Source organism: Erythrobacter sp. YT30, assembly GCF_001542875.1.
Lineage (GTDB): Bacteria > Pseudomonadota > Alphaproteobacteria > Sphingomonadales > Sphingomonadaceae > Erythrobacter.
In genome coordinates this window covers 1,761,712-1,786,991 of record NZ_LMAF01000002.1, presented here as the reverse complement: position 1 = coordinate 1,786,991, position 25,280 = coordinate 1,761,712, and the positions used below count along the sequence as shown (strand labels likewise).

The window sequence follows — 25,280 nt, the reverse complement described above, 5'->3', positions numbered from 1 at the left end:
CGCCAGCGCCCCTCACTTCTCAGAAGTTCACTTCTGCCGTGACATAGAGGCGGCGCGGATCGCCGTAAAAGCCGGTTAGCGTCCCTTCGAGGCCGAGCGTTGGCGCGAAGGGAGCCCCGCCCACTCCGCCGGTGACGAAGTTATAACCTGCGACAATGTATTCCTTATCGAACAGGTTTTTGACGTGTCCGCCGATTGAAAAGAGCCCGCTGTCAGCCGTGTAAACGATGCTCGCATCGACCAGGACGAAACCATCCTGATCGAGGAACGGGTTGGGCGTTTCGAACTGGCTCGCATCTGATCGCAGCGAGGCAAGGCCGATGAAGTCGACCATCCCATCGCCTGCAGGCACTCCCAGATTAAAGCCCATATGTGTGGTTATATCCGGCGTGTTCTGGAAAACGCGCTCATCCGCGACATCGTTGCCGAAGGCGTCGATAAAGGTATCGAACCCGGCATCAAGCACACCCAGCGACCAGTTGACACTGAAACGGCTGCCATCGCCAATAAAGTCTTCGCCGACCAGAGCGTTGCCTTCAAATTCGATGCCATTCACATCTGCGCTCGCGGCGTTAGAGGTGATGCCGATAAAGCTGTCATTGACGCCGTCACCATTGGTATCAAGCCCGACCGAGCCTGGGATCTGCACATCGTCATATTGGCCTAGGAATGCGGCTAGCGAGATGTTCAAGCGATTGTCGAGCAGCGATGCCTTCCAGCCGAGTTCATAACTGTCGACCGTTTCAGGAGCGAACCGCAGGAATTCGAATTGATCGTCAAAATCGATGTCGCCATCGCCATCCAGATCAGGCGCAGCCGTAGTCTGTCCCCGCGGGTCAAAGCCCCCGCCTTTGAAGCCTTGGCTGTAGGTGAAGTAGACGTTGTGATTGGAATTTGGCCGCCAACTGATTGAGGCGCGCGGATTGAAGTCTTCAAACGTCTCGCTGCCTTCAAAATCGCTCGTCACCGCAATCGGAATGGCTGCGCTGTTCGGGATGAACAGATCGGAAAAACCGCCGATAAAGGTCGTGCGCAGAACCCTACTGGAGCGCTTGTCATTGGTGTAGCGACCACCCAGCGAAACGCTGATCGTATCGGTGAGTTCGTAGGTGAAATCACCAAATACCGACCATGTTTCGGTATCCACATCGCCCAAGGTTTGCGCGTTGAGACCGGGCAATCCGACGGCTGGGAGAGCACCTGTAGTGAATAGCGCAACGTCAAATGCCGTAAAGGCATTAGCGTTGAGGTAGTAGAAACCGACAACACCCGAGAGCCGATCACCCTCATAAAGCAGCTGCAATTCCTGACTGAACTGATCGTTTTCGTAGATCGCCGGAACGTCGAGGTCAGCTTCGGGCAGGCTGTCAAAATCGATCGGCGTTGTGGACTTGTCTTCCCGATAGCCGGTGATTGATTTCAATGTCAGCGTGTCAGTAAGCTCAATCGCGATATTTAGCGCACCGCCATAGGCTTCGACTTCCTGATCGACGACGTTGAGCCCCGCACGCGTATCAAACACATCATCGAGCACTGGCGCGCCCGAGAACAGGCCGGGGATCAGCCGCGAACCCTGCCGCGCTTCGCTTTCATCGAGAATGTAATCGCCCGACAGGCGCACAAATATCGGACCATTGTCAAATTCAAGCGTCCCGCGAGCTGCCCAAACATCCTTGTTGTAGTTCTCTGTTCCCAGGGTGAGGTTCTCACCAAATCCGCCGCGAGACAGCCTTGCACCGCTCGCGCCAATCGTCAGGCTGTCCGTGAGCGGAGTAGACCCTGAAATGACGAGATCAGCCTGATCGAAGGACCCCAAAGTGCCGCGTATCGAAAGGCTCGGATCATCGGGCAATTCAGCCGTCACATACTTGATCGCGCCGCCAATTGTGTTGCGACCATAAAGAGTACCCTGTGGCCCGCGCAGAACTTCGATCCGTTCGACGTCATAAACATCAAGCACGGCTGCTTGCGGACGGTTGAGGTAGACATCGTCAATATAAAGACCAACGCCTGCTTCAAAGCCTGCAACCGGATCCTGCTGCCCCACACCGCGGATGAAGGCGGTAAGTGTCGTATTGGTGCCCCGACTGACTTCGAGTGTGATGTTCGGCACCTGCTGCCCGATCTGCGTCAGCTCGAGAATGCCCTGCTCTTCGAGCGTTTCACCAGTCAGCGCTGTCACCGATATTGGCACGTCCTGCAGCCGCTCTTCGCGGCGCCGCGCAGTGACGATGATGTTGTTGCCGGAAGTCTCTGCCGCGTCGCTGGCAACAGCTTCGCTGGCGCTGTCCTGCGCGACGGCAGGCGCTGCATAACTAACGATCATTGCGCTACCAGCCAAAAGCAGCGCGCGGCTCAAAGTCGCAGTTTTGTTCATTTTCCTCATCCCTCAGCCCTTTGTGGCATTGCCATTATTGAAAACTGAATCAACTTTCAAGTTTTAGTTGTGAAAGGCCTCGTTTCTGCCTAGGCATGGTGCAAAAGGGGTACAGGATGGACGCGCCGAGCAGCAATCGGACAAAGGTCGAAGGCAAGGGAAATGAGGGTAAAATCCCTCGCACCGAGCGCGGTCGCAAAACCCTTCGCAAACTGCTCGATGCGTCGGCAATCGAATTTGGTGAGCGCGGCTTTCATGAAGCCTCAGTGAGCTCCATCACCCGCCGAGCGGGCGTCGCCCTAGGCACATTTTACACATATTTTGACAGCAAGGACGCACTGTTCCGCGCACTCGTCAACGACATGAGCGACAACGTAAAATCGAGCGCGCGTTCTGCGTTGTCAGAGAGCATGGGAGCTCTCCAGACCGAGCAAGCGGCCCTAGCCGCATTTCTCGAATTCGCGCGCGAACATAAGGAAGTCTACCGCATAATTGATGAGGCCGAATTCGTCGATCCCGACAGTTACCAGGCGCACTATGCGACAATCGCAAAGCTGATTGAAAAACGCCTTAAAGAGGGTGGAGAAAACGGCGAATTGCGCGATGATCTGGGCGATGTTGAAGCCTGGGCCATTATGGGCATCAACGTCTTTGTTGGCCTTAGATACGCGGTCTGGGGCGATGAAAATGAAGACATGAACGATCACGCCGCGACGGTGAACCGCATGCTCGCCAAAGGTATCGCAGCAAAATAGCAACTTGTGCCCAAGAGCCCAAAAAGGGCCTGCACCAGCTATGCGATGCAGGCCCAAGGCGTAGGCGTGATAGCTCCCCGGGGAGGGGGATTGGAGAGCCTATCAACCGCCGTTTTGAGACGTTCCCTCTGCAATCAATGCCACCGCTTTGTTCGTGGCTTCATCAGTTGGTGTTTCGTCATTCTTGATTGCATCGGCGAGCTTCAAAAGCTCGCCTGCGATGGACGTGCCGACATTCGCCTCTTGCTCGATGCGAATGCCGTTATTGGCCGCTGCAACCTCGTCCCACTTGTCGCGCACCGCTTGCCAATAGCCTTCGGTTTTGCCCCAGTAGCTGTCAGCGGCAGCAACGTTGTAGTCATCGAAGCGTTCATAGGTGTTGAGCACATATTCCTGGACCACCGGGACCATTTCGCCTGAGCCATCTGTATCTGGCATCATCTTGGTGTTGTCCTGCCAGTGGATCCAACCGGTGGGTGTGATCTGATGGCGATTGATCCCGACATAGCGATCGTAAATCGGATCGCGCACTGCATCACGGCGGGCAAGTGGGCGCGTCGTCCAATTGGATCGCCAACGTTTGACGCCTAGGCTGGTCTCCCACTCGCCCCATCCGGCATAGCGTGGGCTGTCATCCACCTGATAAACTGTTTGCGACCAGCGCCCTGCCCGCATGGCCTCGGGAACATCAGTCAGCTCCCACGTATCACCGCCTTCATAGGTCAGGATTTGCTCGGGCTCATATTCCCAATCCTGCCGCCAGTGTTTGACGACATAAGGATCATCCTCTGAACCAACGACCAAAAGGTGTTGCAGCACGATCTTCGTGCCCGTGTCCTCAACCACACGAACCGATTCATAGCCTCCTGATTTCTTGGGATCGAGGGGTTCATACCCTTCCATCCATGCAGTTGATTCCTGCATGTCGAAGGTAACCTTGTAATCGCCAGCCATTGATAGGATCGTCTGCCGATCCGCTTCAAAAGCAGCCTTTGCGGCCTCCTCGCTGCGGACAATCGGGTCATCAGCCAGCGCAGGTGCGGGCGATGCCAACATCGCAACGGCCGCCAGACCTGTCGCCAAAGTGGCTTTGGTGAAACTTACAGGAAAAAGAGACATGAGAGTACCTCGCTTTGTTGGGGACATTCAAAACTGGAAACTGACAGACGCGCTCACATTGCGGCCCGGCCGAGTGAAGGCACCGAAGATGGTTTCATCGGAGAGGCCGCGCACATCGGACCAGAAAGCGTATCGCTCATCGAAGAGGTTGAAGATGCCTGCGCGCAGCTTGATCGCATCGGTCACTTCGACAAACGCAGTGAGATCGAAAATGGTTGAGGAATCTGGCCGGATCAGCTCCTCGCCATTTGCACCTTCAGGCGTATCGTTGATGTCTTTTCGCGCATTGTGCGTCAGGATCAGCTCCGCGCCAAAGCGGCCCTGGGGATCGCGATAACCCAAGCCAGCGACTAAGTTGAACGGGTCGACCGTATCCAGCGGGGTGCGGGTTCCCGCCGCATCGATCACATCACCATTGGCATAAGCAATGGCGAGCTGCGCGTTGATGCCGTTGTCGAAATCAGCAGATGCCTTTGCCTCAAACCCATCAATCACCACCTCGTTGAAATTGACGAACTGAAAGACCGCCGGATCTTGCGCGGTGAAGCCGCCACCGACCACTTGCTGGCTAATGAAGTTGTCGTACTTCCCGTCAAAGCCCACGATCTGGAGCGAGAAGACATCGCCGACATAGCGCGCACCGATTTCCCAGCTTTTGCTGGTTTCAGGCGCCAGATCGGGATTGGGAAGCGAAGTGTAGCCGAACGCCAAATTCTCAAAGAAATTGTTCACCTGGCTTGGAGTGGGCGCAAGGAAGCCTTCGGCATAGTTGCCGAACAGGATTACATCTTTTGCCAGCTTCAAAGTCACGCCCAGCTTGGGTGACAGACGGCTGTCGCTCTGCCCTTCTGCGTCGAAAGTCGGCAGCAACGGATCATCAGTGGGATTGAGATCGTAGAAATCGAGCCGCAGTGCCGGAAACAGAGTCAACGCGCCATCGAACAAGCCGATTTCGTTCGCGATGAAAACGCCGCCCAAAGTAAAATTAGTGACGGGGAAAGCACGGCTGGGAAAGACCTCACCCGCTGGTGGGACGTTGCCGTCGCGCAAACCTTCCTGCCGCGTCTCGCTGACATCGCCGCCAATCGCGAGAGTGTGTGTGAACCCACCGGTGCTGAACGTGGTGCGCGCTTCGGCTACGACGCCATATACTTCGTTATCGAAGGTGTTGAGACGCGTGCGGTCCGGCGCGGGGATGAAGGACAGCTGCGTGCGATCTTCAGCAGCGAACTGGCGATCCTCGCCGTTTTGATAGAACGCGGAGAGGAAAGCGTATTCAATCGGATCGCTTTCATCGCCGGTATAGGTCCAGTCGATCGATCCGCGCACTCTTTCGGTTGTGTCGCTGGCCTCGAGGCGGTCGACATTCCAGACGGGAGCCGGGCCAAACAGGGAGACCGGTCCAAGGCCAGAGAGCACTTCGGAATTGACCTCGGTATCGATCCATTCGCCTGTCAGGCGCAATCGATGCTCACCAATGTTCCAGACCAGTTTGCCCAGAAGCGCGTTCGATTTGCCGTCTTGCGGATTTGGCAGAGTGCGGCTTGGCCCGATGCCATCGACTTCGCCCTGATTTTCAAGCTCGCTGAAATCGCGTCTGGTGTAGGCGACCATACCGGAGAAATTGCCGCTTTGCGCTGCAATTGCAGCGGTCTGGGCAAACTCGTCGTCTTCGCTTGAGTACTGTGACCGGACGAAGCCGCCGAAATTGTCGCTGCCGAGAAGATCAATGGGATCAGACGTTGTGAAGCTCACTGCACCTGCAAGGCCATCGCTGCCATAGAGTGCTGATGAGGGACCGCGCAGTATTTCGACTGATTTCACGAGGCTCACATCGGTAAACCCGCCCCGCCCCACATCTTGCGCTCCAAAGGAAAATCCCTGCGGCGTGCGGATACCATCGACCTGGATAAGCACGCGATTGCCGCCGATCCCGCGAATGACGAAATCCTCGTTGCGCGCGCGTCCGGTCGTACCGAGCGCAGCGCCGAAGCGAGCGGGCGCGCGGCGCACCGTAAGACCGGGTTCGAAGCGCACGAGATCTTTGATATCGGTTGCCAGTTGATCGGCAATTTCCTCATCAGTGATGACGGTGACAGTTGCTGGAACTTCTTCAGCAAGTACAGGCGTGCGCGTCGCGGTGACAGTGATGTGCCCTTCTTCGGCCTCAACCGTTGCGCTAGTCTCGGAAGCATGGACGCCGCTTGTCCCGATCCCCGCAGACCCGATTACCAATGCGCATCCAAACGCCCGCAAATTTCCAATTCCAAGCATCGAATTCACAAACTGGGCCCTTGGCTGTCTCACATGTATCTGAGGCGCGAATGCTCTTATTGAGAATGAGAGTCAATACTGATAATATCGGTAATGCGAATTATTTGCAGTCCATGCACAGCTTCATGTGCCGGTGCGGAGGTTGCGTGAATGGGTGAATCGGTTACGCCCTCATCGGCCGAGGAGGCTGGCAATGCGTATTCAGTATAAATGCGGGTTTGGCGCTAGTACCTCAGCCTACGCGCGCCGTGCGCGGCGTTTACTCTGTTAGAATGCGCGGGGACTTGTTCCGGGCGAGACGACTGGCGGCCTCAATTACTGCGGAATTTGTGAGCGGGGTATTTTTGAAAAATACCCGAAGGCCATGCGCAGGCACCAACGCAGTGAATGACGTCTGATCGAGAGCAATCGTCACCCTCTCGCGCGTCGTGGCATCGCGCCAAACGCCCGGCTCAAGCATTGAAGACACGCTTACATTCTTCGCGTCCTCGCTCTTGTTCAGCATGACCAGCGCCGTCTGATTGACCCCGTCCTTTTGATAGATGCGATAAAAGGTCGCGGTGTCACGCTCAAATTCCAGATTGAGCTGCACACCTTTTTGCAGGCTCACATTGTCTTTGCGCAGGTTCGCAACAGGAACCAGTTTTTGGCGGATTGGATGAGAGCGGGCCTTGTTGATCCGCTCTTGACCGTAATAATTCCGATTGCCGAAATGCTCCGCCATCCCGCGCTGGAATCCGGTTTCAGAACCATAGTAATAGGCCGGAATACCGCGCGTGGTGAACAGCCAGTTGTTGGCGTTGATGAAGTTGTCGTCGGTGGCGTCAAGCCTAGACATGTCGTGATTGTCGTAGAAGGTCACGAGCTCATAGGGGTTCTGGTAGACCCCGCTTTCAAGGTGGAGATAGTCGAGCAGATCGCGGAAGCTGCCGTTGTCATCCTCAAACACCTTCTGCATTGCCTCTCGCCCAGGAAAATCGAGCACGCTGTATCCGCCATTTTCAGGTTTGGTATGCTGCGCGATTTCCTCTGCATCGAATGAATAGCTCTCGCCAAACATAAAGATGTCAGGGCGCTTTTCACGGATCCGATCGGCGATCTTTTTCCAAAAATAATGGGGCTGCTCTTTGATCGTATCAACCCGGATCGCATAGGCACCCTGATCCAGCCATTTGAAGTACGAGTTTACAAGATAATCGAGCACTTCAGGGTTGTCGGGATCAAGATCGGACAGCGTCGCAAGGCCCGTGGTGCGGTTGAACCAATTGTGCAGCGGGTTGTTTGGATCAAGCTCTTCGGGATGAATATTCTGGTGATCGGCAACGAGCAGCCCCTGCTCATCGAAAATCTTGCCAAATTCGGGCTGCGCGACGGGCATGGTGTATGACGGTGATCCGTGGTTTGCGACAATGTCGAGGATGAACTTGAGCCCATGGCGCTCGCGCATCACCGTCGTAAAGGTTTCGAAATCGAGGTTTTCGGACGGAAGGTGCTCATCGACGCGATAGAAATTCGTCGCCCAATATCCATGATAGCCAGTCTTGCCGCCGTCCATGTAGCCTGAGCCGTAGCTGATCTTCTCGCTGCCTGTGAATGCAGCATCGGGATTGTCGACGATGGGCGTCATCCAAACCGAGGTAAAACCCATTTCTGCGATGTAATCGGCGTTGTTCAACACGCCTTTGAAGTCACCACCAAGATAGCCGATATTGGCGGTTTTGCCGTCAGGACCGACGAGTTGGCGGTTGAACGTGTTTAGATCAGGACCGCCTTGATCAACCTGATTGTTGCTGGGGTCACCGTCGACAAAGCGATCGGTCAAAAGAAAGTAGATATTTTCCGAAGCGAAATCGATGTCGGTGCCGAAGAGCTGAGTTTCAGCGGGCTCGACTTCAACAGGCGCGCTCGCATCCTGTGCTGTAGCGCTGCTCGTCATCGCCCCCCAAGCGATGCCCAAAGCCAGAACCGATTTCCAACCGCATTTCTTCATTCAACACCTTCGAACGCAATTGCTCAAATCCCACGAGCAAATTCAGGCTGACAGATTGGCGGCGCAATCGCGTCTCGTCAATTTCGCACAGTTCGCCAGTTCCAATAGGAACTACGTATTCGTATGCGCCCGCTCGATCGGGCGATCATGGTTGAATTGGCGCCTTGGAGAGGGGATAGAAAGCAACATAGAAGAGGCAAGAAGCGCTGGGGGATCGATGAATATCTGCATCAAGCGAGTTCTGGACTTTGGCCTCGCGCTCTTGTTCTCAGTCGGACTTGCAGCCGCACCGACCCTCGCGCACCCCAATGCAGACGCTCAGCAAGCTCAACCGCTCTATGCTCAGGCGCACTGGCTAACGCGCGATCTGATCGCGTGGGACGCGCCTGATGCGACCAAATTTGCAATACGGGTGTCCCTCAATGCGGATGGTCAATACGTGGAGCGCGAATTGGAAACCGCTGGGACTGTTGATGGCACAATGGCAGACGCTCACCCTCATCTGCGCGGTATGCCCCTGTGGCGTATCACTGATCTGAGCGAGCAGGAGGCAAAAGCGTATTTGAAAGGCGCAACCGAATTTCTCGCTTATGATGCTGAAAACGTTCTGGCCGCACGCACCCGGCCGCAGATCGGTTGGGTGCTGGATAGGCTCTATGCCAATGATGCCGAGCTAGGCGCGCGGTTCATTGGCGACGACCTGACCATTGCCGTGTGGGCGCCAACCGCCCGCTCGCTTCGCCTGCGCCTCTTCGATACGTCAAACGGCGACACCGCCACTGTTCTCCCAATGGAGGAAGACCCGCAAACAGGCGTCTGGTCGATCAAAGGGGCCTCAGAATGGAACCGCAAATACTATATCTACGAAGTTGACGTTTATGTCCCTGAAGAAGGACGCATCGTCACCAATCTCGTGACAGACCCCTATTCGCTCAATCTCGCTGGCAACTCCACACGCACGCAGATCATCGACTTGAGCGATGCCGAACTCAAGCCTTCTGGCTGGGACAGCTTTGCGCGTGATCTTCCCGAAGCGCCGGAAGACCGCGTGTTCTACGAACTGCATGTTCGTGATTTCTCAATCGGCGACAACACTGTCGAAGCCGATGCTCGCGGGCGATACGCCGCGTTTACGGATAGAGACAGCACGGGTAACCGCCATCTTCGCGCACTCGCTGAGGCTGGACTCAGCGACGTTCATCTCCTCCCCAGTTATGATTGCGCGACGATACCAGAAAGGCACGTTGAGCAGGCGAGTCCGCCTGACTTGAACGCCTTTCCAGCAAACAGCGAAGAGCAGCAGGCGGCGATCGCAGCGATTGCAGATCGCGATGGTTTCAACTGGTGTTATGACCCGTGGCATTACATGGCCCCCGAGGGTTCCTATTCCAGCGATCCTGATACCACTGCAAGGATCAAGGAATTTCGGGCCATGGTGATGGGGCTGTCGGAAAGCGGCCTTGGCACAGTACTTGATGTGGTTTTCAATCACACAATGGCATCGGGGCAAGATCGCCAGTCCGTGCTCGATCGGATTGTGCCCGGCTACTACCATCGCCTTGATGAGAATGGCGCAGTGGCAGAAAGCACGTGCTGCGCGAACACCGCAACCGAGCGGCGTATGATGGAGCGCCTAATGCTGGATTCGCTCGAGGTGTGGGCGCGCGAGTACAAGGTATCCGGCTTTCGCTTTGACCTTATGGGCCACCACACCCGCGACAACATTCTCAACGTGCGAGCACTGCTCGACGGACTGAGCCTTGCCAAAGACGGCGTCGATGGCCCCGATGTTTATGTCTACGGTGAAGGATGGAATTTTGGAGAGGTCGTGAATGACACACGCTTTGTCCAGGCGACTCAGGGCAATATGGGACAGGGAACCGGGATTGGCACCTTCAACGATCGGATACGCGATGCAATTCGCGGCGGCGGCGTTGGCGACAAAGGCGAAACGACTATCGCAGCGCAAGGTTTTGCGAGTGGCCTTTTCACCGCGCCCAATGCTTTGACCGAAGACGATGAGAACGCCCGCGCAAAGGCATTGAAAGTTGCAGACCAGATCCGCGCGTCGCTTGCCGGGAGTATTGCGAACTATTCGATACAAACGGCCGACGGCATTACCAAGACGGCAGCGGAGATATCGTATGGCGGCGGCCCGTTTGCTTATGCCTCAGACCCGCAAGAAGTGATCAATTACACCGAGGCGCATGACAATCAGACGCTGTTCGATTCCAACGCGTTCAAACTGCCGCGCAACATCTCAAAGGCAGAACGTGTGCGATGGCAGAATATCGCGACTTCGATCATCATGCTCTCGCAAGGCATCCCGTTCATCCACGCAGGCCAAGAATTGCTGCGCTCCAAATCGCTCGATCACAATTCGTACAATTCGGGTGACTGGTTCAACCGGCTGGATTTTGAGATGGAGCATAATGGTTGGGGTCGCGGGCTGCCTCCAGCGCCCGACAACAAAGCGGAATGGGATTTCGGGCGCGAATTGTTGGCCGACGATCGTTTTCGGATGGGAACGAAGGAAATTGCTCTGGCAAATGCGCACCTACGCGAGCTGCTACAAATCCGCCAATCATCACTTCTCTTCCGGCTAAAAACCGCCGAGGACGTTGTTGCGAACGTGCATTTCGACAACACCGGGCCGGATCAAACTCTCGGCCTAATTGTGATGCGATTGGGCCTTGAAGGTGAAGAGCAGGTGATGGTCGTCATCAATGCAACCAGAGACCCCCAAACAGTCGCCGCACCTTCGGGGCAGACTTACGAACTGCATAAAGTACAGAGAGCCTCAGTTGACGCCACCTTGCGCGACACCGTTTTCCGTGCTGGCGAGATTTCGGTACCCGCTCTTACAACAGCGGTATTCGTGCGTAGCGAATAGATTAGCGCAGCATCAACGCCACATCATCGCATTCCCATGCAAAGCGCAGCGTCAACTCGCGATCGGCTGCGGAATAGGAGATTTCATCGGACGACAGCTGCTGACCGCCAACACGGATTTCCTCGTGCTGCCCACTCCAGTTGTGGATGACGACTTCCATCTGCCGAACTTCGGGCTGGCCGTCATATCCCTTGTGGCGCTCTCGCTTTAGATTGAGTGCCAATTCGCCTTCGTTGTAGGCTGATTGGAATTTGAGCAGTTCGAAATTCCCGAGTTCGTACGCATCGGCCAGCTTGCCATCATCCTCATACATCTGCCCGTTCGACTGGATGACGCTGTCATCGTGGTAATAGTGCAGTGTAAGTCTGTCGGTGCTGTAATCGCTCGTCGTCATGATATCGCCGATCATTGGGACGAACGCGCCAGCGCGCACGAAAACGGGGATATTATCGAGAGTAACCGGGACGACCAGCTCCTCGCCTCCTTGATGGCGCTTGTCGGACCACAAATCGAACCACACGCCTGACGCAAGCCTAAAGCTCTTCGAAGCAGCGCCCTTTTCGGTGACAGGCGCGACAAGCATGCTGTCGCCCCACAGGAACGCCGATTGGTCCTCAAAATAAGAGGCATCATCAGCCTCAAAAGCGAGGGGGCGCGTTATGGGCATGCCCGTCTGACTGTTTTGCCACGCGGTCGTGTAGAGATAGGGCAGCAACCGGTAGCGCATCTTGATATAGCGCCGCACGATATCGCGGGTCTGTTTATCCTTGAACACAGGCTCAGACGGGATTTGCTCCTGCGCATGCGGGCGAAACACCGGCTGGAATGCGCCAAATTGCAGCCAGCGGATATAAAGCTCTTTATCAAAGGCAACAATCGCCTCTGGATCATCACTGTCATGATCAAGCGAGACGAAACCGCCAAGGTCGGAATGGCTGTAGGCAAGTCCCATTACGCTCATCTGGAGAGCAATTTCGATCTGCGCCTGAAGCGCTTCCCAAGATCGCTTAACATCGCCCGACCATGGGATCATGCCGTACCGCTGCGAACCTGCAAAACCCGATCGCATCATCAGAAACGGACGCTGATCAGGATATGTTTCCTGCCAGTTTTCTGCCATGATCCGCGCCCACTGATGGCCATAGGCATTGTGCACCAGATCAGCGCCCCAACTGGGCGTGTGGACGATTTCGGATGGATGCGCTTCGGGTTCGCCAAGATCGCCCCAAATGCCGACGACGCCTTGTTCAAGAAGTGCCTGATTTTTTGACCAGAACCATTCGCTCGCAGCTGGATCGAACATGTCGACCAGCCCGCTATTGCCGAAATAGAAATCGAAAGTGACTGGCTCTCCCTCCGCATCACGAGCAAGCGCATTGTTGGCAAGGGCCTCCTCCCAGCGGTCGGACGAGCTCAATATAAACGGCTCTGTAATCAGGATCGTTTTGACGCCTTTATCCTTGAAATCGGCGATCATCTTCTCAGGCTCAGGAAATGCGTTTCTATCCCAAGCAAGATTGCCCATGTGCCCTTTGATATCGGGGCCAAACCAGAACAGGTCGAGGATGACAGCGTCGAGGGGGAAGTCGTCTTCTAGGTGCTTTGCGACAACATCTTCCGTTTGCGCCTGACTGCGATAGCCAAAGCGCGAGGCCATATTGCCAAACGCCCAGCGCGGCGGGAGCGGCTGACGTCCTGTAATGCCGACAAAATTTGTGACGATATCGCTGTATTTATCTCCTGCCACGACGACATAAGCGCTGCGCCCGCCTTTCGCCTCGAACTCCATGACGCTTTCCTCGGTCTTGCCGAGGTCCATTTCGCCGCGACCGCTATTGTCGAAAAGAAGAAGGTACTTCTTATCGGATAGTATCGCTGGAACGCCGTAATACATCGCTTCGGTGCGGCCCGAGTAATTGTAAGCCCCTCGATTATCGAGTGGCAGGATTTCGCCGCGACGATCCATCCCCAGAACGCGCTGGCCGCCACCCCAAAGTCGTTCATCATCGCTGAGGTTGAAACGGAAGCCGAGGCTGTCTTCCTCCAGCACCAGGCCGCGCTCTTCGGACAGCAGTTCTTCACCATCCCGCATGAAGCGAAGCCGGAATGGCTCTTTTTCAATAATGACGGTCAGTGCGCCCGCATGAAAAAGGACAATTGCGCCTTTGTCGCTGGCGCGCGCGTCGACAGGCTCAGCATCACCCGATAGCGCGAAGGACGGCAATTGCTGTGACCCGGTGTCGAGATAGTGCACTTCGACAGCATCATCGCTCAACGCACGAAGCGATACCGCCCCTTCACTGGTCACAATAGACAGGGTCTGCCCTGTCCGATCATGGCTGATGTATTCGCGCGCTGCGACAGGCGTTGCCAGCACGCTTGATACGAAAATGATCAGACAGCAGATTGTGCTAAAGACACGCATGGTTCCTCCCCAGCCGCTGCAAATTCTCTAGCATTCCGGCTCGATTGCCGGGTATCGGGAGGGGGTGAACAGAGCAACCCGCATTCGTATTCAGACTTGAGAGCGTGCGGCGCGCAAGGCCACCCTATTGAATAAATGAAACGTAAGGCCGTGGGAGATTGATCAATGACAAATCGAATGGCTTGGGCTTTGGCATTGCCGCTTGCTTCGACTGTTCTCGTTCCAGCAAACGCACAAGGTCCAGCCGCCGATCTGTGCGAGCAGGACCGATATCTTCATACCGCCTCTCCCGACTGGCGCGATCAGATAATCTATTTTCTGATGCTTGATCGGTTCGAGGATGGTGACCAATCGAACAATGATCAGGGGCTAAACGAATACGATCCGGCAGACAGCCACAAATACAGCGGCGGCGATATAAAGGGCGTGATCGACCGTCTCGATTACATCGAGGGTCTCGGCGCAACAGCCGTTTGGACGACACCGCCGGTTGCCAACCAGTGGTGGTCAGAAGAGGCTAAGTTCAGCGGGTATCACGGATATTGGGCGCGCGATTTTACCAAGGTTGATGAGCATTACGGGACAATCCAGGACTTCAAAAACCTGTCTTGCGCGCTCCACAAACGCGAAATGTATCACGTGATGGACATCGTCGTGAACCATACGGGCGATTTTTTCGACTACGACAAAAGCGCGATCACTCATGACCCGGTAACCGGATTTCGCGCCACCAATCCGGGCAGCCCAACAAATGCACCCGAAGGTTTTCCCTTCAATCTCAACGATCCACGCCGGTCCGAGGATAGAGATGCTGGTGCCTACAACTGGACCGGCGAGCTCTACAATTATCACGATCGAAACCGCGAGCTGACAGAGCAGCTGGCCAATCTGGATGATATCGACACTACGAAGCCTGCAGTGAGAGAGGCCTTCAAGCAAATCTACGGCGACTGGATCACGAACACAGGCGTCGATGCATTCCGCGTGGACACCGTGAAATATGTGGAGCCGCAATTTTTCGAAGATTTCATCTACGCGGACAATGGCATTCTGAAGCGGGCACAATCGACCGGGCGGGACGATTTTCTTCTTTTTGGCGAAGTGAAAGAGAACGCGCCTATGTTCTCGCTCGCTGGGGAATCGAAGATGATCCTTTATTATGGCCTCCCAACTCGGCCACTCTTCCCATCGCTAATTAGCTTTCCGCTTCAAGAGGAGATGATCCGGGTCCTTGGGCAAGGCCAACCCACATCGGCGATGACCTATCGGCTCAACGCACTGATGCTAATCAATCCAGACCCAAATCTAGCAGTAAACTTCGTCGATAATCACGACGTCCCGCGCTTTCTTTCGCAAGGCAATCTGCCAGCGTTCAAGCAATCGATGGCGCTGATGTTCTCGCTTCCGGGAATTCCGGTTGTTTATCAAGGTAATGCGCAGGCATTTGAAGAACCGCGCCGCGCCATGTTTGCAGGTGGCAATGGTACCAGCGAAAGCCAATTCAATACGAATTCGGAAATGTACCGGTTCATCCAGAAAATGGCCAAAATCCGCAAAGACCATCCAGCCCTTCGCCGAGGCGGACTGACAGTGCTGGCACACAATGCGATGTCGCCGGGCGTTTTTGCCTTCCGCCGCGATGAAGGCGCGCAATCGGTATTTGTTATCCTCAACACTTCGGAGAAACGTACTCTGCTTGCCGGAATGCCGACAGGGCTTAAGCGGACTGGCGGTCTTGAGCCTCTGTTTGGGACGCAAAGTGCTCCAACCTTAAGTGCTGATGGCTCACTGACGCTCGAGCTTGATCCACGGGCAATCCTGATGTTCGCGGCATCGAAAGAGTCGGGCATACGCAACGCTCAGAGTGCAATTGGTGCGAGCGAAATCGCTCTGGAAAGCTCTCTGCCTGACGCTGCGCTGACCGACCCTTTCCAACTTTTCGGTCAATTTGACGGTCCTGACAAAGAACTCTTGCTAATCGTCGATGGTGACCTCGATTACGCGCGATCCGTGCCGGTCGGGAAAGATGGCAAGTGGACCGTCACTCTGGGCGTGGAGGATGTAGGCACGCACGATCACATCGCGCAGCTCTATGCGCCCGAAAGCAGCATCGTCGGACCACAGATCGCTTATACCACACAGCGGGACGGTGCAGACTGGTCCTTCGCATTTGCTGATCCGGCCAATGACGACACCGGCCTCACTGGCAATTTCCGTGCCCCAACCGATCCGAGCTTCGAAGGTCAGTTCGATATCCTTGGCGCCGATGTCAGCCATGGCGGTGACATCCTCGAAATGAAGCTTTCCATGAGAGAAACGACCGCGCAGTGGCATCCCTCGAACGGGTTCGATCACGTCTCGATCACGACATTCTTTGATTTACCGAGCGAAAAAGGTCTCGATTTCTCTGACGAAATCAACGCTCCGATGCCCGAGGGGTTCGAATGGTCAGCGATGCACACGGTGTTTGGATGGGGCAACAGCATGACCCGCGCGCCGGATCAAAAAATCGGCGGAGCGCCAGAAGTTTTCGCCGATCTTGCAAATGATACGATCACTTTGTCTTTCAGCGCACGAGCCTTGGGGTTGGCGAGTTGGGAAGGCGTCAGGCTTTACGTGACAACCTTCGACCGCGAGGGTGAAGGCGGCTTCCGAAACACCACGCCGGAAGGCGGACCTATGGCTTTTCGCGGCGACCCTGATGGACCAAAAATCATGGATGATCTGGTGATCGCAATACCGTGATGTTTGTCAGCTAGCGCGCGTGCTTTCGCGCTCGATGAGGCGCGTGGGCAAGCGGTTGTCTGGCCGGTCGACGCCTTCAATCTGCGCGAGCAGCGTTTCGACCAGCCGCTCGCCTGCGCCTTTGATATCCTGCATGATCGTCGTGAGCGGCGGGCTGGTAACACTCGCAGCGGGGATATTGTCGAAGCCAATTACCGCGACATCCGCCGGCACGTTCAATCCCGCCTCTGAAAGCGCGCGCATCGCGCCGATTGCGATCAGATCGCTTGCGGCAAAGATAGCATCGAAGCGGGCCCCTGATGCCAGCAAGGACTGTGTGGCTTCATAGCCATCGTTCTCGCTAGTCAAGGCATCGAATTGCAACGCGCGATCTGGCTGAATTCCCTTTTCACTCAAGGCGGCGCAAAGCCCCGCATATCGGCTTTGAAATTCAGGATAATGATCATCAGCGGTGCCGAGAAACGCAATACGCGTCCGCCCCGTCGATAGAAGATGCTCGCCAGCAAGCCTGCCCGCGCCCACGTTGTCTGATCCGACCGTTGGCCCATTGATATCGGCAGAAACAGAGCCCCAACGGGCAAACTTGGTCCCCTGTTCCTCCAATTGCTGCAACCGCCCACGATATGCGGTAAAATCGCCATAGCCGAGCAGGATCAACCCATCAGCGCGGCGGCTGTCCTGATAGGTGACATGCCAATCATCCTCCATCTTTTGAAACGAGATAAGGAGATCCAGTCCGCGATTGGCGCAGGCGCGGGTGATCGAGCCGAGCATCGTCAGAAAGAACGGATTGATCATGCTTTCATCCGGGGTCGGATCTTCGAAAAACAATAGCGCAATCGTGTTTGAGCGCTGCAATCGAAGCGAGGATGCGTTCTTGTCGACCGTGTAATTGAACTGGCGCGCGATCTCTTCGATCCGCCCACGCGTCTCAGCACTTACAGACTTTTCGCCCCGCAAGGCGCGGCTCACCGTCGGCTGCGAAACACCCGCCAAATACGCAATATCAAAGCTGGTAGGCCTACCTGAAGCCTTGCGTCCCAAACCGCTCTCTCCGGATAACCGCCGCTGATCCCGCAGCGCTTTTGGAAAGCTAATTCAAATAAGAGGGTTAGCCAAGGACTTATGCGGACTGCCCAGGGCGCTGGCATATCTCAATGCCGTTTGATTGGCCTGGCTAGTCCTACTTGAAAACGAGCGGCAACAAAGATCACTTCGCAACAGCTTTTTCAGCCTGCTCCTCAAGTTGCTCGATTTCTTCAATCGATGGATTGCGGTCCACTCCAAAGGCCTCGAGAGTATCGGCCGCCGACAGACGCAGTGTTTCCCATGCATCGCCGCTCTTGATGTTCCTTATCGCCTCTTCCCTTGAAGCGTTTTCCAAAGCTGCCGTGCTGTGCGACTTCACTGCGGCCAGAAGGTTATCGAGAGCGCTACGTTCCGCTGCTGAGAGAGGAGCTTCATTTTCAGTGTTATCAAGCGAGTAGCGGATCGCATCAACGTTCTCGATCACTTCGGTATCGAGTACATATTCGTCGCTGGTGGCGTTCACGATGAAGCGCTCTTGAAATGGCCAAGATGCCATCTGCGCAACTCTCCATAAAATATCGGGGCGATCCATCGAATTAATCCAGGTTAGCATTTCCGTATACGGGTATATGCCCGTCATTGTTGCGCGCGCCAACAATGTTTCCAAGGTTGTCATAATACTGGTTTGAGGTCCCAGGCACGTGAACCCGTGCTGTCCAACCCGAAGCCGCATTCGAACCTTCAGGGGCTCTTGCGCTTGGTCCATGTAGACGAAGGCGCTCTGCGCCGGTGTCATCTATAAAGCGAATACCCATCCCGCGCTGCTGAGGCAGCATAGTCCAATCGGACGGGACACGCGAAATTATCTCTTCGACGCGCGCTCCCTGAATGCCGCGGAAATCTCCGACCAGCCTCGACGTCCCTTGTAAAGCAAGGACGTCATCGGAGATTACAACACCCCGGTCAGTACCAATGAATGTTCGATCAGGGCCGCCCGATCCATTCGGTCCACCTGTCCCTCCCGCTGGTCCACCACCGTTAGTCGAGCCGTTATTGGGTGTCAGTCTCGTAGCATCTCCTGCATCATCAGCTCTGTTGGCAAGATGTGCAGCATCGGCCAAGTCATCTGCGCCTGCCGTTAGGAGGCGCGAAGTATCGACAGCAGCATCGGCAACATCGACCGCAGTATCAGCTATACGCGCTCCCCTGCCCGCCTGGCCTGCGACGGGAATGAAAGTCGATCCGACCTCAAATGCCACGCGTCCGATCGTTTCGCCCCACCATTGGGCTAGAGCTTCGCCCCCTTGCGCTGCTGCCGCGTCATGCGATGCCTGCAGGTTGCTCCATTGTGCATTGATAGCATTTACTATGTCGGCTGGTAGCTTGCCCGGATCTGCTGCGATGGCGCCGATGTAATCTCCAACCGCGCGCCCTATGGATCGCAGTGTTTCAGTTGTTGCTGCACCGCGCTCAGCCGATGGAATAATCGCATCCAGCACACCTGGAAGATCGCCCGTGTAATCGCGCAGTACGTCCCCAGCATGACCTGAGATTGAGCTGTCCGCCCCATACTGCAACGTCCGACCGGCCAATTGCAGTGTGCCAACGACCATATCCTGAGCACCTGCGAGCATCCCCGAGCGAAGACCATCGCGAAATGCGCCAAGGCTACCGGTCGCATCCAATACGCCCTGAAGCGAAGCTCCCCATTCTGTGTCAGCCAGCCCTGCTTGGCGCGCGATGCTAGCAATTTGCGGCTGCACCGCATCGCGCAGGCGATCAATCGGATCGAAGCGGTTCAGCATCGTTCCGATTTGATCAACAAACCCACGCTCGGCTGCGATCACTTCGCTTGCGGTGGTTGCATTCTGAAGCGCCTGATAGCGATCAATCACCTGATTGAGAGCGGCGTCATCGGTGCGACCGCCTGCTAGCGTTACAAGCTCGTTGTAATAGGCCTGCATCGCAGGACTGGTGCTGGTGCGCGCCTGTTCCAACCACTCAGCGCGCGTCATTGTGGGATCTGCGGGCGCAAATCCATTATCGAGCCGATCAAGTGTTTCGAAGCTGCTCGGCGGCAGATTTTCAGGACTACTGGGGTTCGAGCCCTGGATTGCGCCTGTGATACCGTTCATTCTGCGATGCTCCCGCAAAGGTGAATGTCGGATCAAAGAATATCAAAGCAGCCTGCGGTCAGGCATCTGCAAAACGTGTAGATTGATGGTCGCTTTTGCCCACAGACCGTGCCGCTTCGGCGGTGTGTTGCATAGTTGAGATGCGCGGTCTTTGCAGGCCCTGCAAAAGATGCTTTTACTGCGACTCTCCCAGAAGCGCATACAAAGTCTAGCGCATACAAAGATATGGAGCCGCTGCTTGTTCCAGCCGATGCGTAGCACTCGCCATTGCTGTCGAGCTCTGTTGATCGCCTTTGGAGCTTTTGTCTGCGCAAGTGGATCAGGAAACGCCTATGCTCAGGCGATCCAAAGCACTGATGATCCTAGGCCGAGCGTCCTCGGCGATGAGTTTGCGCGTGAAACGGGCGCAATCGTCGTGACTGGCAAACGGCTCGGGGAAGACAACCTTTTCGAACCGGTCGAACATTCCGCTGAAAGCTGCTTAAGGAACGCGCCAGCACTCGGCGGGGATGATCCTGGCTTCACGATCGACGCATCTGGTCTGACAAAAGTTCGGGAGCTCGAACGCATCCGTCGCAAGACACGGGCCGGCACCATCTTTGTATCGGGTGGTAGCTTTGTCGGTGCCGATTTCCGTCAGGCCAAGCTCTACAACATGTGCTTCTTCGGAACCGACTTCAGTCAGACGCAGTGGTTCGGAACGTCTGCTCCGGGGTTGGGCTTTGTAGGTGTTGATTTGACCGGCGCAGATATGCGCAATTCCAATCTACCTGATGTCCTGTTTCGGAATGCGAACCTATCTGTAGTCAGAGCTTCAAGAGCCAAATGGAAGCAAGGCAGACTTGATGGTGGTTGGGAAGGATCTTTGCGCGAACTTGATCTCGCCGATGCTGATCTTACTGATTTTCGATTTGTTTGCGGGGTGTCTGCTGTAGATGGATGTCCTTTGGAGCGCAGCGGAATTTCAATGGTCCGTGCAAATTTGCGCCGCGCCAGCTTGCATTCGTTTTTCAGCGACGATCTTGACCTTACCGATGCGCGGATCGACCAGAGCGAGCTCTCGCTCGATCATCTAGCGTTGCTTGATGATGCAAAACTGGTCGGCCCGGTTGTCCTCCGATCTTTGCGCAGGGCCGTCATGCTGTTCCCCGGTGAAGTCACACGACTAAGCCAGGCCAAGCAGCCCAGAATGCAAGTCTGCGAACCGGCTGAACCAAACGCGCAAATCGGTTTCAGCACGCAGCCGACAGCGCTTGTCATGGCCTGCAATGTGCCGGGAAGCACCATGCGCAACCTCTTGCAATCTGTGGCCCTGCTGGAAGAAGAAGCTAAGGACACAGCCGATTACGCATCTCAGCGCGCGATCTGGGAGCAAGGGCGTGATGCATGTCTCGCTTTTAACAATGGCGACCAACAAATTGGCTGTATTTCCAATTCGTACCGGTCACGCCAGATCACCTTGCGAACGGCATTGGGCAAGCCGGACTGGCTATCAGATGGCAGCTACCGGTTATTTCTATCGCGCGAGGCTGCGTTTCCGACTGACAAGGGCGCGCCCGGACTATACAGTCGGGTACTTCCAGTTTTGCTCGATCGGGCAAGTGCAGCGGTCATAGTCCGGAGTGATGGTCAGGGTGGGCTGGAAGCAAAGGGCATCGCAGTCGATGGATGCTATTTCGAAGAGAGCAATTTGGCCTACGAAATTGAACAGGCGAAGATCGGTTTTGCAGCTGAACGTCGAAATCGTCGAAAAAGCGTCCCTCAAGTTGAGGATTCGCTTCTCACCATTGCGGGTCGCAGCGCGCGTGTAGAACCAGAGGGCCTGGAGCGTGCTGCCGGCCAATGTGCCAGCGCTATCCCTTTCCCACTGCTTGAACAGATTGATCTCGATGATCGCCTGCTTGCGACGATCTGGGAGCGATTTTAAATCGCGCATCGCAGCTCACGCCCATCTGCAAAACGTATAGAGACAGCCTCGTATCCCCTGTGGCATTCGGTCCCTTGTATCAACTCAACGGGAGAGCGCCGTGTCCATAAGTGGTTCGAGCGAAGTTTCGCGCGGGTCCGAAACTGCGGGCGTTTCGCGGGTTGATAGCACTCCAACAGATTCCGAAACGATTGGCACCAATCGCGTCGAAGCCGCGCGGCGCGCGATGGAGACGGGAAATCTCGGGACAACTGCGGAAAACCCAAGCGCCGGCCAATTCGCGCAAATCACGCCAGTTCAAGGCCAAACAACTACCGGATCGCAACCTCAGGTGGAATTGGCCCAGCTTAATAACGCAGCACCTCCGCCGCCCTCAACGCTCGAATTGGCTCAGCTTTCGCAAGCCGTTTACGGCGAAATCGGTCCTCCGCAAGGCTGGAGCAGGGCCACTGCTGAACAACTGGCCGAGATCGGCCTGACAGCTGATATGCTGCGCTCGCCCACCACTGCGTTCAGGGCAGAGGTTTACGTCCAGGAAATCAACGGACAAACGAGCTACACAGTCGCTTTTAGGGGCTCAACATCCGCGCGCAGCGATTGGGTGTCGAATGGTCGGCAGGCTGTGGGTCTTGAAACCGATCACTACACCCGCGCCTTGGAGATCGGCGAAAGCCTTGTGGTGCCCGAAGGCTCGCGCGTCACGATCACCGGTCATTCCCTCGGCGGTGGTCTTGCCTCAGCGGCAGCTATTGCAGGCGAACTTGATGCAACAACCTTCAACGCATCCGGGCTTCACCAGAATACGATCAATGCCGCACGGGAATTTGCCGGAGCCGATGGTCAGATCGACACGCCGGATATCAGCGCAGTCTACGTTCGTGGTGACGTATTGTCATTACTTCAGGATGGCGGCGACCAGATGATTGGCGGTTTTCTTGGACGCGGCCTTGGTAGCTGGCTCGGTGGACCAGTAGGCGGAGCTGCGGGAGGATACTTCGGCCGCGAAATGGTTGATGCGCCCGAAGCATTCGGCAACCGGATCGAGATAGAGGCAGTTCGTCCCGAAGGGATGCGATGGTATCAGGATCATCCCGGCGCGCGTCATGGCATCGGCTATGTGATTAACAGCCTCCAGAGCAATTGACTTGGCCCACGGCTGGTCTGCGCCTATGCTTGACAGCGATGTCTAGAAGCACAAGCGCTTTTGCAATTTCGATTGTTGCGCTGGTCGGTGCAGTGAATGGGAGTTGTACGCCGGTGACTGCAGGACCGTCCTGTTTCCAACGTTCCAATCCATCTTTGCCGACAGCTGAAAAGGTGCGCAATTACCTCTCCAACGGGGAGGAAGGGCGACGCATTTATGATGCGGTAAACGAAGGTGATGTCGCCGCAGTTGAAGAGCTGGTGCGAAGCAATCCGCGCCTGCTTGAAACTCATCGCGTTTTGGCTGACGGAGAGGTCTCTTCCGATGGCAATACCGGTGGATTGCTGACCTTTGCGGTTGCGCGCTGTGATGCACAAATGGTCGGTGCGCTGCTTGATCTGGGCGCAGACCCCGATGGCATTCCTGCTGGGAACCCTTTGATATATGCCCTTCTTGCCGACGATATGCTGATGGCGACAATGCTGCTTCAGGCTGGGGCCTCACCTGATGCGCGCCCACAGGCCGGTCAGGGCGATGGAACCACACCTTTGCGAGAAGTCTTATACTACAAACGTGCCGATGCGGTGGAGCTGCTCGTTAAAGCCGGTGCGGACGTGAATCATGCTGACGCGATAGGCACTACGCCGCTTCTCGCTGCGATCCGATTTGAGGACTATGAATCTGCCCAAGCATTGATCGAAGGCGGAGCCAATCCCTGGCTTGTATCGAACAAAGGCGCCTTGCCCGCAGCTCGATTAATGGAGCCTTCCCAAGACGAGAAACAAGAGCCGCTACGCCGCGCCTTGCTCGATCAAGTCAAAGCAAAAGCAGCCTCCTGGCCCCCTCCCTCCACTCAAGAGATCGTCGAGAAATTTGCATCTGGGCAATGGCCAACGCCTGCCATGAAACAAGCAGGCTTCGTCGCTTCTCCAGGCGCGGTCAAATCAATCAAGCAGGTTGCTAAAGCATCTGGTAAGGCGCGCTGAACGTCATGGTCGGTCCAATTCGACCTAGCGGCGCCACAGGCACATCTGCGATCGGCTCAGGCGGTCCAACCCAGAACGGCAATCGCACAGGCAGTGCTTTGCGCAAACTTGCGGGTAAGGTTGCAGGGCGTTTCGCCCGCGAATTTCGGCTGCTCGATGGCGAACACGAAAGCGAAGGTGATCAGCGTGAAAGCTTTCGAGATGGCGAAGACATTTACGACGTAATTGGCACGGCGCGGGAGCTGGGGGGCGAATTGAATGCTCGGCCAGTCGATGAAGGATTGCTGGCACGATCGCTTGACGGTTTTGTCCAAGAGAGCGCGGTTCTGCTTGCCGCGCGCCCCGGAGCGGCTTCTTTGGATACGATAGCTCGCGTAATTTGCGCGCATGAAACTTCCCGCGAGACCGAGACATTGGCCGGTTCAATTGCTCAGATTGATCAAACAGCCCGAGAGATCGCGGGGTCATCGCCGGGCACGTCGGGACGCGTACCGCGTAGCTGATCCACTGTTTCAAATTGCAAAGAGGCAATTTTCAAACGTCGGCGGGCAAGTGCTCCTGACAGTTGAAGCTGCAATTGCGCTTGCTTGATCGCAGCGAGCTTTGGATCGAGCCCTGCAATCCGCACAGCCATGCTGCCATCAGGTTCGCGAATTATGTGTGCGGCTTTAGCGATAGCCGTATCAGGAAATGTAATGCTGGCTTGCTGTGCACCGCCCGTGGGCCAGCTCTCCGCGATTTGGGCCGCCATTCTTTCTAGCATCACTGTATCAATGGTTGGCCCGCTGGGCTGCGTGGTTGATGAGTTTGCCAAAGCCTGAAGCTGGACTATTTGAGAGACTTGCGCATTGGCGTGATCGTAATGAGATCCAGTATTACCAGAACCGCTGCCCTGATCGCGATAAGCACTCAGACGGTCCTGACCTAAAGTATCTTCGTATTTTACAGCATCGCCAGCGTTGGAGCTTTTCTCACTGTTTTGTTCAAGCTTTGCGGAAAACCGCTCGCGAGCTGAGCGCGTCTCGGATTGTTTTCGCGGTGGTTCGCGCGCTGGATCAGGGTGAGCTGCGCGGAGAGATTGCGCCGGTTTGAACGCCGGAGCATTGCTCGAAAAAGCGGCAGGATTTGAAGTCATGCTCGGCATTCCTCCGCATCTTCCTCATCGCGGTCGTCAGCGCGCCTATGGATATCGCGAGAGACAGCAGCGATGCGGGAATTGAGCAAACAGGCCCGCTCGCGCAGTTTCTCATGTTCCTGACGCGCAAGGACCGCAGCTTCACGAGCCAAATCACGTTTTTCATCCGCAATTCGCGCTACACCCAAAGCGTGCTCCTCTCTCATCTGACTCGCGATCATCCATGCTTCAGAATCTGAGTTGCCGTGATGCTCAAAGAAAGCGGAACGCGCATCTGACTCTGTGGCCATGGCGCTCTTAAGGCGGGCCTTTGCAGCTGTCGCTCGTTCAGACGCCTCACGCTCGG

17 protein-coding genes are annotated in these 25,280 nt (G+C 55.8%); 7 read left to right on the top strand and 10 right to left on the bottom strand.

Annotated features, from left to right (window positions below; all coding sequences use genetic code 11):
* Positions 1-19 precede the first annotated feature (19 nt).
* Positions 20-2,386, bottom strand: coding sequence for a TonB-dependent receptor (locus AUC45_RS13245; protein ID WP_369815244.1), 2,367 nt, complete (start codon positions 2,384-2,386; stop codon positions 20-22).
* Between the two features lie 107 nt (positions 2,387-2,493).
* Between AUC45_RS13245 and AUC45_RS13240 the strand changes: the two genes are divergently transcribed.
* Complete coding sequence (locus AUC45_RS13240; protein WP_067603944.1) at positions 2,494-3,132, top strand: TetR/AcrR family transcriptional regulator; 639 nt, start codon at positions 2,494-2,496, stop codon at positions 3,130-3,132.
* Between the two features lie 102 nt (positions 3,133-3,234).
* On the opposite strand, the gene AUC45_RS13235 is transcribed toward AUC45_RS13240, so the two are convergent.
* The 3 genes from AUC45_RS13235 to AUC45_RS13225 all read right to left on the bottom strand — a co-directional run bounded on the left by AUC45_RS13235 (position 3,235) and on the right by AUC45_RS13225 (position 8,515).
* Entirely contained in the window at positions 3,235-4,251 is a 1,017-nt protein-coding gene (locus AUC45_RS13235; protein WP_067603365.1) for a DUF6607 family protein, read from the bottom strand.
* Between the two features lie 27 nt (positions 4,252-4,278).
* Positions 4,279-6,525, bottom strand: a complete 2,247-nt coding sequence (locus AUC45_RS13230) for a TonB-dependent hemoglobin/transferrin/lactoferrin family receptor (protein WP_067603364.1) — start codon at positions 6,523-6,525, stop codon at positions 4,279-4,281.
* A 259-nt stretch (positions 6,526-6,784) separates the two neighbouring features.
* On the bottom strand, positions 6,785-8,515 hold the full coding sequence (locus AUC45_RS13225; protein WP_067603363.1) for an alpha-amylase family glycosyl hydrolase: 1,731 nt from the start codon (positions 8,513-8,515) through the stop codon (positions 6,785-6,787).
* A gap of 217 nt (positions 8,516-8,732) precedes the next feature.
* Between AUC45_RS13225 and pulA the strand changes: the two genes are divergently transcribed.
* Positions 8,733-11,408: a pullulanase-type alpha-1,6-glucosidase gene (gene pulA, locus AUC45_RS13220; protein ID WP_197409573.1), complete on the top strand. Its 2,676-nt coding sequence runs from the start codon at positions 8,733-8,735 to the stop codon at positions 11,406-11,408.
* Between the two features lies 1 nt (position 11,409).
* On the opposite strand, the gene AUC45_RS13215 is transcribed toward pulA, so the two are convergent.
* Positions 11,410-13,833: a TIM-barrel domain-containing protein gene (locus AUC45_RS13215; RefSeq protein WP_067603361.1), complete on the bottom strand. Its 2,424-nt coding sequence runs from the start codon at positions 13,831-13,833 to the stop codon at positions 11,410-11,412.
* Positions 13,834-13,998: 165 nt separating this feature from the next.
* Between AUC45_RS13215 and AUC45_RS13210 the strand changes: the two genes are divergently transcribed.
* The gene (locus AUC45_RS13210; RefSeq protein ID WP_067603358.1) at positions 13,999-16,578 is read left to right on the top strand and encodes an alpha-amylase family glycosyl hydrolase; all 2,580 of its coding nucleotides are present in this window, start codon (positions 13,999-14,001) and stop codon (positions 16,576-16,578) included.
* A gap of 6 nt (positions 16,579-16,584) precedes the next feature.
* On the opposite strand, the gene AUC45_RS13205 is transcribed toward AUC45_RS13210, so the two are convergent.
* The 3 genes from AUC45_RS13205 to AUC45_RS13195 form a co-directional block, all read right to left on the bottom strand.
* A complete protein-coding gene (locus AUC45_RS13205; protein WP_067603356.1) occupies positions 16,585-17,622 on the bottom strand; it encodes a LacI family DNA-binding transcriptional regulator in 1,038 nt (345 codons plus the stop codon).
* A 166-nt stretch (positions 17,623-17,788) separates the two neighbouring features.
* Complete coding sequence (locus AUC45_RS13200) at positions 17,789-18,163, bottom strand: hypothetical protein (protein ID WP_067603354.1); 375 nt, start codon at positions 18,161-18,163, stop codon at positions 17,789-17,791.
* 40 nt (positions 18,164-18,203) lie between these two features.
* Complete coding sequence (locus tag AUC45_RS13195; protein ID WP_067603349.1) at positions 18,204-19,742, bottom strand: polymorphic toxin type 30 domain-containing protein; 1,539 nt, start codon at positions 19,740-19,742, stop codon at positions 18,204-18,206.
* 283 nt (positions 19,743-20,025) lie between these two features.
* Here AUC45_RS13195 and AUC45_RS13190 point away from each other — a divergent pair, with 283 nt between their 5' ends.
* The 4 genes from AUC45_RS13190 to AUC45_RS15795 all read left to right on the top strand — a co-directional run bounded on the left by AUC45_RS13190 (position 20,026) and on the right by AUC45_RS15795 (position 24,302).
* The gene (locus tag AUC45_RS13190; RefSeq protein ID WP_067603347.1) at positions 20,026-21,669 is read left to right on the top strand and encodes a pentapeptide repeat-containing protein; all 1,644 of its coding nucleotides are present in this window, start codon (positions 20,026-20,028) and stop codon (positions 21,667-21,669) included.
* A 100-nt stretch (positions 21,670-21,769) separates the two neighbouring features.
* Entirely contained in the window at positions 21,770-22,813 is a 1,044-nt protein-coding gene (locus AUC45_RS13185; protein ID WP_067603345.1) for an Mbeg1-like protein, read from the top strand.
* 38 nt (positions 22,814-22,851) lie between these two features.
* A complete protein-coding gene (locus AUC45_RS13180) occupies positions 22,852-23,799 on the top strand; it encodes an ankyrin repeat domain-containing protein (protein WP_082701130.1) in 948 nt (315 codons plus the stop codon).
* Positions 23,800-23,804: 5 nt separating this feature from the next.
* Positions 23,805-24,302 (top strand): hypothetical protein, encoded by a 498-nt coding sequence (locus AUC45_RS15795; RefSeq protein WP_156423854.1) that lies wholly within the window; start codon positions 23,805-23,807, stop codon positions 24,300-24,302.
* Here AUC45_RS15795 and AUC45_RS13170 read toward each other — a convergent pair.
* Entirely contained in the window at positions 24,239-24,934 is a 696-nt protein-coding gene (locus AUC45_RS13170; RefSeq protein ID WP_067603339.1) for a hypothetical protein, read from the bottom strand. The genes AUC45_RS15795 and AUC45_RS13170 overlap by 64 nt on opposite strands.
* Positions 24,931-25,224: a hypothetical protein gene (locus tag AUC45_RS13165; RefSeq protein WP_156423853.1), complete on the bottom strand. Its 294-nt coding sequence runs from the start codon at positions 25,222-25,224 to the stop codon at positions 24,931-24,933. Before AUC45_RS13165 ends, AUC45_RS13170 begins: the two co-directional genes overlap by 4 nt.
* Positions 25,225-25,280: the final 56 nt, after the last annotated feature.